The 15723-nt window shown below is 39.3% G+C and carries 13 protein-coding genes and 1 pseudogene; all 14 read right to left on the bottom strand.

Features of this window, described 5'->3' with window-relative positions:
* Window positions 1-277: 277 nt before the first annotated feature.
* Window positions 278-1296 (bottom strand): annotated as a pseudogene (locus ACFPQ3_RS04050) (IS30 family transposase).
* 258 nt (window positions 1297-1554) lie between these two features.
* Window positions 1555-3399: a DEAD/DEAH box helicase gene (locus ACFPQ3_RS04045; protein WP_380433613.1), complete on the bottom strand. Its 1845-nt coding sequence runs from the start codon at window positions 3397-3399 to the stop codon at window positions 1555-1557.
* 38 nt (window positions 3400-3437) lie between these two features.
* Window positions 3438-4094: a TOTE conflict system archaeo-eukaryotic primase domain-containing protein gene (locus tag ACFPQ3_RS04040; RefSeq protein WP_232323210.1), complete on the bottom strand. Its 657-nt coding sequence runs from the start codon at window positions 4092-4094 to the stop codon at window positions 3438-3440.
* A 152-nt stretch (window positions 4095-4246) separates the two neighbouring features.
* Window positions 4247-4450 carry a hypothetical protein gene (locus ACFPQ3_RS04035; RefSeq protein WP_156806147.1) on the bottom strand — a complete coding sequence of 68 codons (204 nt, stop codon included), beginning with the start codon at window positions 4448-4450 and terminating at the stop codon, window positions 4247-4249.
* 496 nt (window positions 4451-4946) lie between these two features.
* Window positions 4947-5240, bottom strand: a complete 294-nt coding sequence (gene cas2, locus ACFPQ3_RS04030; RefSeq protein ID WP_156806146.1) for a CRISPR-associated endonuclease Cas2 — start codon at window positions 5238-5240, stop codon at window positions 4947-4949.
* Between the two features lie 9 nt (window positions 5241-5249).
* Window positions 5250-6275 carry a type I-C CRISPR-associated endonuclease Cas1c gene (gene cas1c, locus ACFPQ3_RS04025; protein ID WP_156806145.1) on the bottom strand — a complete coding sequence of 342 codons (1026 nt, stop codon included), beginning with the start codon at window positions 6273-6275 and terminating at the stop codon, window positions 5250-5252.
* Window positions 6272-6943 (bottom strand): CRISPR-associated protein Cas4, encoded by a 672-nt coding sequence (gene cas4 / locus ACFPQ3_RS04020; protein WP_156806144.1) that lies wholly within the window; start codon window positions 6941-6943, stop codon window positions 6272-6274. The genes cas1c and cas4 overlap by 4 nt, the downstream gene beginning before the upstream one ends.
* 1 nt (window position 6944) lies before the next feature.
* On the bottom strand, window positions 6945-7793 hold the full coding sequence (cas7c, locus tag ACFPQ3_RS04015) for a type I-C CRISPR-associated protein Cas7/Csd2 (protein WP_156806143.1): 849 nt from the start codon (window positions 7791-7793) through the stop codon (window positions 6945-6947).
* A gap of 3 nt (window positions 7794-7796) precedes the next feature.
* Window positions 7797-9686, bottom strand: coding sequence for a type I-C CRISPR-associated protein Cas8c/Csd1 (cas8c, locus tag ACFPQ3_RS04010; RefSeq protein WP_156806142.1), 1890 nt, complete (start codon window positions 9684-9686; stop codon window positions 7797-7799).
* Window positions 9686-10423 carry a type I-C CRISPR-associated protein Cas5c gene (gene cas5c / locus ACFPQ3_RS04005; RefSeq protein ID WP_156806141.1) on the bottom strand — a complete coding sequence of 246 codons (738 nt, stop codon included), beginning with the start codon at window positions 10421-10423 and terminating at the stop codon, window positions 9686-9688. The genes cas8c and cas5c overlap by 1 nt, the downstream gene beginning before the upstream one ends.
* A 363-nt stretch (window positions 10424-10786) precedes the next feature.
* Window positions 10787-13180: a CRISPR-associated helicase Cas3' gene (gene cas3, locus ACFPQ3_RS04000; protein WP_156806140.1), complete on the bottom strand. Its 2394-nt coding sequence runs from the start codon at window positions 13178-13180 to the stop codon at window positions 10787-10789.
* A gap of 113 nt (window positions 13181-13293) precedes the next feature.
* Window positions 13294-13692 carry an HIRAN domain-containing protein gene (locus tag ACFPQ3_RS03995; RefSeq protein ID WP_156806139.1) on the bottom strand — a complete coding sequence of 133 codons (399 nt, stop codon included), beginning with the start codon at window positions 13690-13692 and terminating at the stop codon, window positions 13294-13296.
* Window positions 13693-14490 carry a hypothetical protein gene (locus ACFPQ3_RS03990; RefSeq protein ID WP_156806138.1) on the bottom strand — a complete coding sequence of 266 codons (798 nt, stop codon included), beginning with the start codon at window positions 14488-14490 and terminating at the stop codon, window positions 13693-13695. It lies immediately after the preceding gene.
* A gap of 67 nt (window positions 14491-14557) precedes the next feature.
* Window positions 14558-15715, bottom strand: a complete 1158-nt coding sequence (locus ACFPQ3_RS03985; protein WP_156806137.1) for a spr1629 family repressor/antitoxin — start codon at window positions 15713-15715, stop codon at window positions 14558-14560.
* Window positions 15716-15723: the final 8 nt, after the last annotated feature.

Below are 15723 nucleotides of genomic sequence, written 5' to 3'. Positions count from 1 at the left end.
TTCCGTAACCCGCACTTGCTTCGTCTTGTTCAGTTTTCAATGGACTTCTCCTTAGAGACAACTCCTTTATTCTAGCAAATATTTCTAACGGTGTCAACTATTTTTTTCTAGTTTTTTTCCTATATCTGCCTTTCTCTCTCACGAGACAACTCATATATCTTACCAAATATATCCTCGTCTTGTCAATACCTTTTTTTAAATTTTTTCTTTTTTTTGGAATTTTAGCAAATTGTCAAGTCAAGTGCAACAAGTTCGTGGGTAGACTAGTATTCCATTTTTAGGCTAGCCCAAACAGAAAATTTGCAGTTTTATAGTGGTAAAGTCGGCTAAGCCTCTCGTTGATAGCTGAGATATAACCAGCAAGCTCTTCATCAGTCATAGGGGTGAGCGACTGTCCTTTTGGGAGAAACTCTCTCAAAAGACCATTGAAATTCTTATTTGTTCCTCTTCCATGGGATGAATAGGGATGAGCGAAATAAATGTCAACACCTTCTAAGTCAGCTAAGAGACTAAACTCAGAGCCATTATCTTATGCGATAGAAAAAATTGGATACTCAGACAAGAATTCTTTGACAGCTTCATTGATGGTTTGGTTTCAGCTTGCTTATTAGGTGGCTTACACGCCAAAGCGAAACGGGTTTGACGTTCGACTAGTGTCATAACAACAGCTTCACCCTTGGTTTTCTTACCGAGTACAAGGTCAATCTCCCAGTGGCCAAACGTAGGATGGTCGTTAATTGACTCAGGACGTTCTTCTATGGAATTACCTAGGACTTTCTTTGCGACCTTAGATGTGACTTTAGACCGTTTTCGGATGCTCACCATCTTAGGTAAATCAATTGGTTTAATCGTCAACAGGCCATCTTTGATGTAACGGTACACTGTTTTGGTTGAAGGAATGACTTCAAACGGATGTTCCTCTTTGTAGGTTTGGACAAAGGTATCGATACTGTGGCAGCGAGGTTGGGATTTCAAAGTCTTGTCCAACTTCTCAAAGAAGGTCTTGGAACAATTTCCTAGTTTGCAATAAGTACTATTTTGTCGATTGGTCTCATAGACACGTTGACCACTGTCTGGAAAGTAGACATTTGAGTATAAGAGTTTTCCATTCTTATCTTGAACTTGAACGACGCTGCCACGCTTGATTTCACGACTGATCGTCGAGCGATGAGGACCTAGAAGGCGAGCAATCTCAGCGGTTTTCTTACCCATCTTGAGATAGGTACTAACTTCTCCTCGCTCAGAGGCTGAGAGGTGTGAATAAGATCGATTTTTGGTAGAATGATTAGTGGACATGTTCATCTGCTTTCTATACTGAGTTGGGGGAATTCTAGTATATCAGACGAACATGTCTTTTCTGTTGCACTTCATTTTACAACGCAGAGAGGGTAATTTCCCAAAGTAAGTTCCACTTTAGCTTTCGAAGTGGTCTTAGTCTAAAACTGTGTGTAATTTCCTTCCTTTTTACTGCTCTGCTATTTCTTAAAAATGGAAAATCATGAGATTGAGTTTATTCGACTCAGTCTCATGCCTTAACTTATCTACATAAGAATTTTAACTTTCAAGAATATTCTTAAATTCTTGGACTAGTTTCTCACTTTCAATGCGAAGAAACATTGGGGCCTCTTTGCCGTATTGCTGGGTGAACATTGGCAACTGTCCAAACCAAACAATATCTTCATCAAGTATGGTAAATGTTGGCAATGGGGAATCCCTCTCATAAACAGAGATTCCTGTGCCTGCTAGCTGCTGTATTAAGGGTTGATTTTTCTTATCTCGAGTCACATAAATATCTAGACTTGCTCCTTTAATCAGCCCCAGTAATTGTTGTAGCTTCAACTGATGACCTTTAGCTATCGCAATCGTCACTTTTTTAACCTGTCGCAAATCTTTTACAAAAGCAGTTTCATAGGAAACTCGGTCAAAAATACTCTGATTTTCCTGTTTAGACGATGTCACATAGCGCATCTTTCGATAAGCTACTTGTCGCTTATGAAACATCTTTTCTAAGTAAGGGACATGAATGTCAACGTAATCATATATTGTGACTAAGTTCTTCCCTAAATATGGACGATGGATGCGACCAGCATATTGAATCAGATTATTTTTCCAAGACAAAGGACTTGCCAAAACAAGCGTGTCCAACTTTGGTAAATCAAATCCCTCTCCCACATACTTACCAATTGATATGAGGACAAATGGCTCCGCATCATCTAATTGTTCTATTTGGGCTAGAATAGATTGTTTTTCTTTCACGTTTGTCTGACCACTCATGACAAAAACAGAGGATATGCCTGCATCACTCAATCCCTGTTCAAGAATGTTCAAATGCTCAATACGATTGGCTAATACTAGAATATGACGCTTTTGCTGGTATGCTTCTCGAATATCTTGAATCAGTAATTGATTGCAAGACGATGATTGAACTAGTTTATCACAGAGGTCCACAAAATTTGTACTTTTTTTATCTTGAATATCATATTTTCCAAAATCAGTAAACCGAAGTGATAGCTGCTTCTCAAAATCAACTTGCTCCTCGCTAGCAGTATGCAAAATAGGACCAATACGTTGGAAAAGAATCGGTTCATGACCATTTTTTCGTTCTGGAGTTGCCGTCAATCCATAAAGGTAGGTTCCAGAAAAACTAGCTACTACTTTTTCAAACATCGCTGCGGTCACATGATGGCATTCATCTACTAACATCACATCATAATCAGACAATAACTCTTCAAGGTTATCAGCCGTCATCAGTGATTGAATCATGGCGACATCAACCAATTTCGTTCGCCACTTTTTAGCTCCCGCAAATTGACCAACGTGCCCTATGATTTTTTCTCGACCAGAAGGCGTGTAGCGCACCGCTTTTTCTTCATCAAATACTAGAAATTGCCCTAAGCGCTCTATCCACTGCTCTAGCAGTTGCCGATTATGAACTAAGATTAGCGTTCGTCTTTGTCGCTTGGCAATGAGTGCTGAACCCAAAACCGTTTTTCCAAATCCAGTTCCTGCACACAGAACACCATTTTTTACCCCCAACATATCTGATAGCGCTAATTCTTGATTAAATCTCAGCTCCCCTGTAAAAGATACCCTAACCTCATTCTCAATACACTCTTGTTTAATAAGTGTTAACTTTGGAAAGGTTTCCTGAATCTTTGAAACAAGTCCCCTTGGAAGATACAAGTGTTTATCATCTTCTTCAAACAGATAGCTGGTTTCTGGTGTTTGGTAAGTCGGCTGTCTCATTGCCTGTTTTAAATAATACTCGGAATTAGAAAAAGAGACTAACTTTTTCAGATAAAAGAGCGCCTGTGGTGATAATATATTTTTATCTATCGTTAAAACGCGCCCTTTGTGAACCTCTAATGGCTCTTTTTCAAAATGTATCTTGAGAGACAACTGATTAATCTCTTGAACTTTCTGATAACTTACTCGTGTCAATTCTTGAAGATAAAGCCACTGGTCTGCATAAAGAACAAAACTCTCATCAACAAATACGCGCTTACCTTCTTGAAAAGATTGCCTTGTAAAAGAAGAGCAATCAAATTTCCAAATCCTCCTTTTGGCAGGCGGTCTTGATTTGGAAACATGCGATCAAACGAATCAAAGGACACTTTAGGAGATTCCTGCATGGCTAATGCTAATAATTTTTTACCAAATAAACGCTCCTCTCGGCAAGAAATCAAAGTTTCAAAGAAAAACCAGGCATGTGTCCCATTTCCTGAACGAGAAATTTCCACATGTAAGTCAATTCCATAAGCGCCTGCTATTTTTCTCAGAACCCGAATAGTTTCTCGCCAATCTCCTTTATCAAAATCGATTGCTAATAGAGAGCAAGTATCGTCTTTTAAAATCGGAAAAAGACCAATACTCGTCTCCCCTCTAAAATGGGCTTTCAGCACCTCATATGTCAATGGTTCGCAAAGACGTTTATCAACCGGCAACTGCTTCCAGCCATACTGATATGAGGGGTAATACTGCAGCCTTCCTAATTCATTCTGATAGGATTTGGCATGCACATCATCGCGTCCTTTAAATAGGGAACGGTATATACTTAATTTTCCAGCTGTCGTTAACTGAGAGCGCCTAGACATAAAGTGTTTTTGAAAATCACTTTCGCTGATTAGAACGCACTCTCCATTATCTTGATACTGTAATAGCAACTGCACTTGTGAACTATAGTAGAGATATTTCGCCTTGATACAGGCTAATCTACCAGAAGTTTTTCCATGAATTGTTCCAAATATTAATCCTCTTCATCATACTTATAAGCAATTTGACAGAAAATGCCCATGACTCCTTCTTCAAAGCCCCAACCAGTTCCTTGACTAGCTTGCTCAATATGCCTCAACTCTTGGTTGACAGACTCAAAGAAAGCATCATTCCCTTCAGCAATATCAATCACATTTTGGTAAGCATCCAGAACAGCATTGTAATAAGGTACCGACATGTCACCGAAATCTTCTGTATATTGTGTCCCGTCTAGGGTTAAATCTAATTTATGCCAACATGACTGCACCCGCGAAGGGTGCGACAATGAACATGGCACTCGTTAATACACACGGTCTTATTTCAATCCACGCACCCGCGAAGGGTGCGACAGAACACCCAGATTTTAGGAAGGAAACATAAATATTTCAATCCACGCACCCGCGAAGGGTGCGACAATAACATCGCAAATAATGTCGCTGCAACAATTAATTTCAATCCACGCACCCGCGAAGGGTGCGACCACGGTCACACAGGGTTCAGCACGTCCAAGTGTTATTTCAATCCACGCACCCGCGAAGGGTGCGACTGTGCGAAAACGCACAGTTTATAGAGAAATGACAGAAGTACACTTGAGTGAATTCACTCTAAATGTAGTCATTTCTCTATTATTTTACCATATTTTTGCGCGAGACTCCCAGCATTTTATGAGTAACTAAGAGTCGCATCGACTGATTTTATAATAGTAATACCCCTAAATCGGGATCGTAACTATCCGATTTTCCTAAAGTTTCAACACGATTTTGCCAATGTTTTCCCAGCAGATAGAAACGGATGCTATCCATTTCCAAATCAATAATCGTTGTCAACTTATGCTTAATATCAACAAATTCAGCTGGCGTTACAGAACATTCAAAAACTGAATGTTGCACGCGCTGACCATAATCAACACATAGCTTTGCTACCTGTCTCAATCTCCTCCTTCCTGCTGCTGTACTCATATTGACATCATACGTCACTAAAACCATCATATCATTCTCCTAAATCATAAAGGGAGGGTAACTGTCAATATCTCCGCGAATCGCTTTAGCTAAAAGCTGCGCTTGTACATAAGGCAACAACATCAACTTTACTTTCTCTTCGGTAAAGGGATGCTCTACTTCCACATGCTTACGCTTCTGCCATAATTCAATAAAGGTCGCACGACCTTTTTCAGTTAACAAAATACTACCATTTTCCTTAAATTCAAAATGCTTCTTTGTCAACTGACCTTTATTAATCACTGAAAATACAAAGCGATCGACGATATAAGAACGAAATTCTTCCACAAGATCCAAAGCAAGACTCGCTCGACCAGGTCTATCTGTATGGAAAAATCCAACATAACTATCTAGTCCAACGGCCTCAAGAGCCGATTGACATTCATAAGTTAACAGACTATACCCAAAAGACAGCAAGGCATTGATACAATCCAATGGCGGTCTTTTACTTCGTCCACCAAAAATAAAGGTCTCCTTATCTGTTAACACCAAATCATTAAAGATTCGAAAATATTGATTAGCAGCCTGGCCTTCTATCCCACGAAGAGAATCTTTATTATCGGCTACTTGCACCGATTCAAGCGCCCATGTCAGCTCACTATTAACCTCTTCAAACAAACTCCCATCAATCTTTTCTCGGTGATCTCGTCTAAAACGAAGTAAATATTTTCGAGAATTTGATATCTTGGCTAAAATAAATCGCTTGGCATACTCTAAAGACTCCTCACGATCTGCTAAACGGTAATGCTCACGCCTTAAAAGGACATTGCCATTCGTTGAGCCAACATAACGACCACAAAATCGTCCTTGCGGGGTATGAAATGACAGGTTGATTTGATTTTCAGTGCAAAGTTTGATCAATGCAGGCGATGCTCCTAAATAAGAAAAACACACAATCCCATCAATGATTCGAAATGGAAAACGTGAAACGACACTGCCATCTTTTTTAATGACAATATTATCACCTTCTTTCGTTAGATAAAAGTCTTCTTGAGTCAAATATAACGTGTTTAGAAGTTTCTTCATACAATTTCCTCACTGTTGATTGCATCAGCGATATAACGTTCAACGCTCCGCACCTTTTTACTGATTCTTGGCTTACAGATATCTACTAATGAACATAATGGGCAATTTTTAAAATACTCAGCCTTTGGCAGTTTCTTTGACTCATAAAGTTCATGCATTTGATTCGCCAACACCTGAACTTCTTGCCGCAAAACTTCCGTAATAGGTACCGTCACTTTTTTATTGACACTATGGTAGTAAAGGCTTCCTTCATCGATTCTGCACCCCAAAGTTTCCTCTAAACAAATGGTCTGCGCAACTAATTGAACAATATCTCTTGTGTCTGACTTCGGCTTTCCACGCTTATATTCAACCACTTTGGGAAGCCATTTCCCACGTTTACCTTTAATACTGACACCAGCATCATCTCGATAAAATTCCACAACATCCATAATCCCATACAATCCTAATTGAGCTGACGAAATATGCATCGCTCGTGACACGAAAATATCTTTTCGCTTCTCTTTGATAAAAGGATTATCTGCCTTTGTATGCAGAATCTGACCGTGAGCCGTTGCTTCATTATCCAACCATTGCTGGTCGATATGAATCAATGCCCACTGGCGTTTACAAAATTGAAAATGCTGGATACCTGATAACATCAGATAATCATCCTCTGCATAAACCATACTAGAGCCCTTCTAGAATTTCAACCTCTAAACCTTTTGATTGGTATTCTGCTAATTTCTCTTGATCCAAATGAATCGCATAGTCTTCATAAGAAGACTTATCTTGTTTGGTCTTATCCGCAACCAATAAATCATAAATACGCGCACTGGATACATTTCCTAACTTACTAGAATGCGTAAACCAGAAGACCTCGCGGACACGCATTGACCCTTCGGGACGTGCTGAGGAGGCATCATTTTCAAAAAGACTAACGAGGGCTTGTTTAATTACTTCGGCATCCTTTTCACTAAAACCAGTCTTTTCAGCAAAATGCGCATTGATAGAGCCTTTGATGACATAAACCCCATAATCCACAAAATGCTTTGTTCCCATCGTATCAGAAGAACGGCTACTATCTCCTTTAGGCTCCATACCATTCGTACTACGCGTGATTTGAAGGCTTGAAATGACAATAGGATCCAAAGACTTCGCCATACTAATAGAAACTGGACCACGAACTCCAATCGATTTTTTCAAATAGGTAAAGACTTGTCCGAAGGCACGGACATCAAACCAAAGCTCGTTAGCTTTCTGTTCAATATCTTCATCCTTATCTTTTGCTACAAAATGAGCAGAAAAACGTTTTTCAAGTGACCGAAACTCATCTTCAATCCGCTCACTAGCCTGTACAAAGATTGGTTGTCCCATATCTTGAAGACGATTCCGAATTTTACGCTTAATCGACACATCACTCATCAAGCCATAGCCTTTGGCGTCAGTGCGTGGCATATTACCATTCAATGGATCCCCATTCGCATTTGCCTCACGCACTTCAACAGTTACCATAAAATCAATTTTGTGTTCCAACATAACCTAATCCTCACTTTCCACTACGTCTACTGTTTGTTTGGTATAATAAAATTTTTTCTCCGCATAATAGCCAAACATAAACCGATAATCCAATGGTTTTTCCATCCCTTCACTATCAATCAACAGATTCAAAAACATCATGATTTCTTCTTTTTCTTTATTTAACTTGCTCCAACTGCCGTGATTGTTTAATTTTAAGGTCTCTTCGTAAGGCTTAATTTTATTTTCGAGTAACATCATCAATTTTGTCGGCTGATTTGTATAGGCTGTCCAATACCGCTCAGCGTTGGTAATACGCCCACTATCACTACCATCTAACTTGTAGCGTAAACTTTCAATCAACTCATAGATTGCCAGTAAACGGCCAAACAGATATGAGCGCTCTTGATTCGTATGATCTAGCATCGGTGAAAACTCCTCCTCATGTTGTTTGTGTAAAATTCCCAAGCTAATTTGTTGCACTTGATACCAACGTTTAGGATACTTTTGACGTTGCTTAATGTTGTCCTCTAACTTTTTCACGATAGAAGAGGGAATTGGTTTGCCATCAATTAAGCAGGTAACTAATTTTTGAAATTGATCACTTTTGAAATTGTCATTATCCAATTCTAAAAAACGACCACGATCAACCCCATAAGCTACCAAAATAATTTCCATCATATTTGGCGTATAAGGGTAGTACTTACCATCCTTACGACGCCTTTCCCAAGAGTAACTCGCTTGCCACTGATCCAAACGTTCGAGCAATTGAGAGGCTTTTAGTTGTCTAAAATACTTGAGTGCAATACGACCATCATTGGTTTTATTTAAAATAGCGGCATAATAACTGGAGGCATCCTCAAACTGTTTTTTACCTCTAATAAAGGATGCCTTGATTTCCTTATTTCGCTCTGAAATCGTAAATTTCGGTGTATCAACATCATCCTCATCTTCTTCCTCAAAGATACTATTATACGGTTCCGTTACAGTCAATTGACTATCATTCGCTAAGTCATCACTAAACCAGTTGATTAGATGCTGCCCCCCACCAAGCCAAGCATGGGTATGTTCATTTTCTAGAAGATACTTAGCCATCAAGTGAATTTTTTCAGATGTTTGATTTCCTACCGTAAAGACATCATCACGCACTTTAAAACGGCCCTTATAGGCTTCATTGTTATTACTAACAGATATCAATTTAGCATTGCCAATCAAGCCACGGTGTTTAGTTGCTAAAACTTCCTTGCGTCCACTGATATTGCAAGTAATTAAATCCTCTTGATTAGACTCAACATAAGCAATATAAGCCTGATGAAGTTCTTTAAAATGAGTGACTGAAACTGTCTTGACACCAACAAAATCAACAATCGAAAACTCTAAGAAGTAGGCGGATAAATCCGTTTTTTTATCTCCTTTACCATCTACCTCTTGAGTAATGACAAGTCCCTCACGATGATAATCACCATCGAACAGCAAGTTAATCACTTTGGCTGAAAAGTCCGGTTGCAAAATCGCTTTCTGAATAAGCTGTAAATACTCTCTCACATTTCCTGCCTCACAAGCTTCAATCCATTGATTTAACTGCTTATGGTAGGTGTCATACTGCTCTTGATTTTCCGCCGCTACAAAGTACGAAAATTTATCAACAAGTAGGTGAGGCGCCGGATTTTTTCCAGATCTAGCCACAGAATCTGATGTCACCGGAAAGACAATTACAACATCTGCTTCCAAAATTTCTGCCGATAGTACCTGTCCATTTTTATCCAACGTCACAGAAATCACATTCTTACCTGTTGAGCGTAAACTGGTATGATAAATGGGAAGCAGGATATTGCCGCTCTTCTTAACATTGTCGACCCAGCCATCTTGTTCTGCACTTTCATAGGATTTTAGTAATGATGTAAAGAAATCCATCAATGCCCTCCTTCCTCTGCTTGTTCATCAGCCTGATAAGCATCAAATTCGTCATTAACCAACTTGATTTGTCCAGGTTCTTTAAAGGTATAACTAGACAAGGTATTGACGATTTCACACTCTTCTTGTTCCTTAAATTGGATAACACCGTTTTCCATAACCGTATGCGTAAAATAAGATTTCAGTGGTTTTGTCTTATCCGTCGGATATTTAAAGGAATGAAACATGATACCAAAGTCAATGGTTTGATTTTCATAAGCAACTGATGCGGCCTCATACTCTTCTTGACTGACTTCATCTATGAGGCCAACACACTCACGTGTTCCAAGAAAAATATCGCGACGCCCACCTTTGCGAATAGAACGTGCCATAATCGCTTCATGTTTGTTCGGCAACCGATCGTGAAGCAAATCTGGACGATTTTCATTCCACACAAAATGGAACTTCACCAAATAGTCTACATCACTTAAATAAGAGACATAACTCAGATCGGCATTGTAATTAGCCAACAAGGCTCTCACACCATGAAGCTCTGTTTGAATTTGCTTACAAACTTTCACCTCTGTCACCACATTGGTAATCGTTGGCTTGAAATAAATGGCATCAACTATTCCCTGTAGAGCCTGCCTAGTTGGTATAGCGTAACTCGAACGCTCGCCACCGCCTTTAGTAGCAGGATTGGTAAACAGGGCCAAATTCCCACTTACTCTAATGTAAAAATTTCTAGAACGATACACTTTTTCTCTCCTTCCCCACTAATCATTTATTGTCTGTTATTTTTCCAATCCTAAAATAGGGCCCATATTTTACAGATTATTTTTTCCTTGATACCACTTTTATCAAAGTTGCCAATGCAATCAAAATTGCTGGCAACTGATTAACAAGTGTCTCAAGAAAACGAAAAATCGACTGTGACAACAATGAATCCTCCTTGAAGTTGATTATACATGTATTGTAAGCGTTTTCTTACAGGTTGTCAAATTTTTATTCTATATAGTTATTAATGTTGATTCTGATATTCATTGCTGATATAATGATATTATCATAGTAAACTATGCGGATTGAAATTATATTGTTATCAATAAAGCAGGTACTACTCTTTAAAACATGAGTAAACTATCTGCTTCTTTTTTTATGCCAAAATCGTCATCATAAAATTCTTTTGGCAAAATCAATATTTGCCCGTCAAGGTAGGATTTGGCTTGGCTCAAAAATGGGGACTTCTCTCGCACACTAACGGTATAAAGTTGTAGCTGTTTCATGGTTTTCTTGATATAAGCATAGCCCTCCGCATCAGGATAAGGATTTTCTTCTAAAAAAGTTTCAAACTCTGCCAGCAGTTCTTCGGATGTTCCATAAGGGACAATCATACCGATACTATCATCCTTAATTAAATCAATTGCCTGACCTGCTGTTTTAAAAGCTTGCCGAAGCTTACCTTTTTCTGGACCCGAAAACTCATTATGACTTAAATAATCATAGCCTGATTGATTATCTCCTATCGGGTAATCCACAGTATCACCATAATTAGCATAATGGCGTTTGAAAAATTCATCATTGAGCGTAGCTACAACAATCGGAGAAGTCTTTTGACGCAAAATCGTCTCTGTAACAGATTTCTTATGTTTAATTTCTTTAAGATGAGATAGATTTTCTTCCTCATTCATCAACTGAACCAGTGTCACCTGTCCCTTATCTCGTTTGCCTTCACGGTTACAACGCCCCGCGGCTTGGACAATTGAATCAATTCCTGCATAAGACCGCACCACACGCGCAAAATCAACATCAACCCCTGCTTCAATCAACTGCGTACTGACACAGATGATTGGAACATCTTCTTTCAACTGCTCTTTCATTTCAGCAATCTTATCCAAACGGTGTTTAGGACACATATTGGTTGATAACTGATAGAGGGGGCGTTCCGTCTGTTCCGCTAACAATCCATAAAAATCTGACACTGCTGGTTTGGTATTCAAAATGACCAGAGTTGATTCCTCTTGAGATAATACAAACCGAGCAACATCAGCTAAGCTTGTTTTCTCATCAGCTTCTTCTAATTTCCGTAACTCTGTTCGCTCAAAAACAGCACGTTCTTCCTGTGCCAATGCCACAATATCAGCCTGCTCTGCCATTTTCCCGCCATAAACCATACGATGCTCTAAACTGTCATCATCATAGGTGGGCTGGGTCGCGGTACATAGAATGACTGTTGTTTTCATCACACTGCTCAAAAAGTTCATGTTCAAATTGAAGAGAGTTGTCACTTCGATAGGGAGCGATTGAACTTCATCTAAGACCATAACACTATTGACAAGGCTCGAAAAGCGTCTGATATTGGCAGATTTAGTCTTAAACAGTGTTTGGAAAAACTGCACCATTGTCGTCAAGACTACTGGACTGTCCCAACTCTCTAAGAGATATTCCTGCATCAACTCTTCTCTACTCTCATGGTCGTATTCTTTCTCTCTGATAACATTCGAATGATGCTCGAGTACACCTTCTTCTCCGATTATCTGCTTAATGTCCGCCGCATTCTGCTCCAAGACTGAGAGAAAAGCGGTGATATAAAAGAAACGTTTTTTACCTTGATGTGCCATCTGGTGAACAGCATAGCGTAAGCTCGATTTCGTCTTTCCTGCACCTGTAGGGAGATTGAGGCGATAAATACCAGCAATATCTGTTTGACCTCGCTCTTTGATACGCTCCGCAATCATTGTTCTTACTTGATTTAAGCGGTTTGTCGGTTGACCAAATTGTTGATACACCTCTTCCACTCGTTGCAAATATAACTGACGAAGCTGCGCATTACTATCTTCACTCTCAGGTTCGATGACTGCTTCATAAGCATTTACCGTATCTAAGATATCTGCATTTTTCAAAAAAGATAAATACAAACGAACAAAACAGCCAGCGTAAAATTCTTTTTCACTTGCATCTTTACAAGACAATTTTTCCAAAGCCTGTTCAAAATCACTAAAAGCAGCTTCAATTAACTGATTGAGAGTCAGATAACCGTATTGCGACAGCTGAGATTCCAACTCAAGTGCAAACGGTATAACCTCTTGATCAAAACTGGCCTCTTTAGAAGCCTCATCAAGTCTACTTCTCAGTTTATTAAAGCCATGCTTACTAGCATCTTTAGCATACAAATCATACATGCCATGATGAGCAGAAATGACATAGGCAACAACATCCGCAAACAACTGCCAGCCCTTTTTACCCAAACCTCTTTTTCCTAAATGTGCCTGTATCTTTTGGTACAAATAGGTCGCACCAGCTGAAGAATGATCCACCTGCTTAGTCGGATCTTTCAACAGCTTATCTTGGAACGCCTGCTTTGCTTTTCCCAAATCATGAAATAATCCCAGCAAAAAGAGGACATCCCCCTGACCAATCTCCTTTGCTCTATTTCTTGCATCAATCGCAACATTGAATAAATGATCTTCTAACGACTGAGTAAGCTCTTTTTCTGCATCATAATGCCCAATTACCATCTCATCACTCCTTTGATTTACTTAAAAGCATTGTAACATGAAAACGTTTTAAGAGTAAGAAAAAAGCAGATGGATGTCTGCTTTTCATCTCACTTGTATGCGATAGATTTCGGTTAATCCCTCAAATAGATGCCAATGTCAATCTTGGTCCATTTGCCTTTTTGGGTTTTCTCTTGGATTTTGCCGATGAGGAGTTTGCCGGCATCCATAAGGCGGGCAAAGATGACGTTATCTTTTTTAGGGACATAGCCAATTTTCTGCCCTGCTTGGGTTTGAATCATAATAGCTTCCGCATCATAGGGATTATTGGGTTCTCTGAGAAAGACTAATTCCACTCCATTTTTCAAATCTGGCTCAATCATTTCAAAATTTTCAACATGCATAACACCTGCGACATAGGTATCAAAGAGGAAGATATCTCGTTCAAATGGCAGAGCAAAATCCACTTCGCCACCCTTTTGGTGAAAAAGACTGACTAGATCATTTCCCTTATCTATCTTCTGTAAGTCCATCTAACGCAACAACTCCTTTATTCTCTTGTCGTAGGTTTCTTTTGCTTTAATAAAATCTACCTTGGCATTCTTCAGCATTTCCTGACGCTCCGCTACCCATTTCTCATCCTGCAAAAGATCTTTGTAAATGTAGGGATAGTTAGACTTGATGTTTTCAATCTGCTCTTCTAGTTGCTGAATTTGTACTCTCAACTGCTCAATCCGCTTTTTCAAGAGCGTATGGCTACCGAAAATATCACCATCTCCCCTATCCACTAGCAAATTATAAATCATCTGAACCGTCTCTAAATCAGCCGCCTCGTAGGCTGCCACAGCCGCGTGAAATAGTTTCAACTCCTCATATGAAATGCAAGGATGCAAATCTGGGTGAAGCCACTTGATAATCTGGCGATAGTAGTGCTTTAAATCTTTGGTCTCGTCCTCTGTCAAAGCAGTGTATTGACTGCGCTCAATCGCTTTTGCAATCTCCTCAAACTGGAGTTTCAAACGCTCCATGTACTCTTTTAATTCCTCATCCAAAAGACGTTCAATCTCATCTAAATCAACCGTCTCTTGACGATTTTTCAAGGCCTGAAGTAATTCACATTTCCGCTTTGCCCGCAGATAATCACACTGCGCCTGAAAAGCCTCATACTCAAACCGACCAATCTTGAGCATAAAATCCATCTCAATATTTTTACAAACATGGAGCAATAGGTCGTCTCGCTCAGACAGCAAGGCAGCTAGTTGCACTTTTAACTCAGCTAACTCCTCCTCCAAGCTCCCCTGACTCGCCAAACGTATGATTGCTTCTGACATAAATTACCTCGTGGGATGTTTATTTTAGATAGATAACGTCACAACAACTTTTTGAATGCTTATTTAACTACCCCATTTTCCTCGAAAATAAAGGAATGACGTTATCAAATCTTGTGTCAGTTTCACGGTAGGGGTCAAAAAATTGGTCATCAAAGCCAAATAATTGACTGATGTATTGTGTAGAAGCTTTCTGAGATCTTGTCAAATCAGGTAAGGTCAATAAATTATGCGATAAAATCACTTCCAAAATACTTCTGATTTTGCTTGGATGTTTTATCGGAATATCCGTATCTAAGGGCTCAACAATTTTATAACCTTTTTTAGAAATCTGTCTATAAAAATAAGCATTCTGCTGTGGTGTCAGCAAACTTAATTTGTAAGCACGATATTCCAAAGCCTGAATGGAGACATGATACTTCTGCTTCAAAAGGACATACTGATCTGGATTACTCACTCGCTTACCTACCAAATCATGAAAATCTCGTAAAAACTCTTCTTCTGGCAACAAGAAATAGGAAGCAAACCGATTTGCCTCTCTTTCTTTTTCCTCTAAATCAGCTACTGAAAGCTCTTCAAAATCAATTTGTTGATGCAGTAACAAGTGACCCAACTCATGCGCCAAATCAAAGTTACGACGGACAGATGATTTTCCAACTCCGAGTATGATAAAGGGACGTCCATTCTTTGACCACGCACTATAAGCATCTGCTTGCCCATTGATCAATCGTTCTGAAATATAGATTCCAGACTTCTCCAAATGATAGAGAAGATTACTATTGTCCGAAGCAATCGCTAGCACCTTACGAGCCATCATCGCTATCTCTTGTATCGCCAAACCCTCTTGAAAAAGATGGTTGGTGTTCTCGCACAAGTCATAAATAATCTGATGCGGAATCTCCACAAACTGCTCCAAATAATCTATCATCTGATTTAATTTCTCAAGGTAAATCGTTTGAATTCGGATGGTCTTTTTCGTCTCCAAATCCGCATTCCGAAAAGCAATCCGACTCAAATCAAATTGAGACGGTTGCTCTACTTTATCAAAATAATCAATCGCTACATGAAAAAGTTGACCCAGAGCCATCAAATGCTTCATTTTAGGTGTTGTCTGTTGGTTCTCAAACTGCCAAATCGCCTGCTCACTCACCTGCAATTTCTCAGCCAACTCTGAGCGCTTCAACCCATGCAACAACCGCAACTCTTCCAAAATATGACCATTAAACATGGAAATTC

Source organism: Streptococcus caledonicus, from assembly GCF_042656225.1.
Taxonomy (GTDB): domain Bacteria; phylum Bacillota; class Bacilli; order Lactobacillales; family Streptococcaceae; genus Streptococcus; species Streptococcus caledonicus.
This window is presented reverse-complemented; position numbering and strand designations above follow the sequence as displayed.

What these genes read in the sequence shown, in the direction of transcription:
- cas4 (WP_156806144.1), bottom strand. Translation starts at nt 6,943, where the DNA reads ATGGTTTATGCAGAGGATGATTATCTGATGTTATCAGGTATCCAGCAT.
- ACFPQ3_RS03995 (WP_156806139.1), bottom strand. Translation starts at nt 13,692, where the DNA reads ATGGACTTACAGAAGATAGATAAGGGAAATGATCTAGTCAGTCTTTTT.
- cas8c (WP_156806142.1), bottom strand. Translation starts at nt 9,686, where the DNA reads ATGGATTTCTTTACATCATTACTAAAATCCTATGAAAGTGCAGAACAA.
- ACFPQ3_RS04035 (WP_156806147.1), bottom strand. Translation starts at nt 4,450, where the DNA reads ATGTCGGTACCTTATTACAATGCTGTTCTGGATGCTTACCAAAATGTG.
- cas1c (WP_156806145.1), bottom strand. Translation starts at nt 6,275, where the DNA reads ATGAAGAAACTTCTAAACACGTTATATTTGACTCAAGAAGACTTTTAT.
- ACFPQ3_RS04040 (WP_232323210.1), bottom strand. Translation starts at nt 4,094, where the DNA reads ATGTCTAGGCGCTCTCAGTTAACGACAGCTGGAAAATTAAGTATATAC.
- ACFPQ3_RS03990 (WP_156806138.1), bottom strand. Translation starts at nt 14,490, where the DNA reads ATGTCAGAAGCAATCATACGTTTGGCGAGTCAGGGGAGCTTGGAGGAG.
- cas3 (WP_156806140.1), bottom strand. Translation starts at nt 13,180, where the DNA reads ATGGTAATTGGGCATTATGATGCAGAAAAAGAGCTTACTCAGTCGTTA.
- ACFPQ3_RS03985 (WP_156806137.1), bottom strand. Translation starts at nt 15,715, where the DNA reads ATGTTTAATGGTCATATTTTGGAAGAGTTGCGGTTGTTGCATGGGTTG.
- cas7c (WP_156806143.1), bottom strand. Translation starts at nt 7,793, where the DNA reads ATGTTGGAACACAAAATTGATTTTATGGTAACTGTTGAAGTGCGTGAG.
- cas2 (WP_156806146.1), bottom strand. Translation starts at nt 5,240, where the DNA reads ATGATGGTTTTAGTGACGTATGATGTCAATATGAGTACAGCAGCAGGA.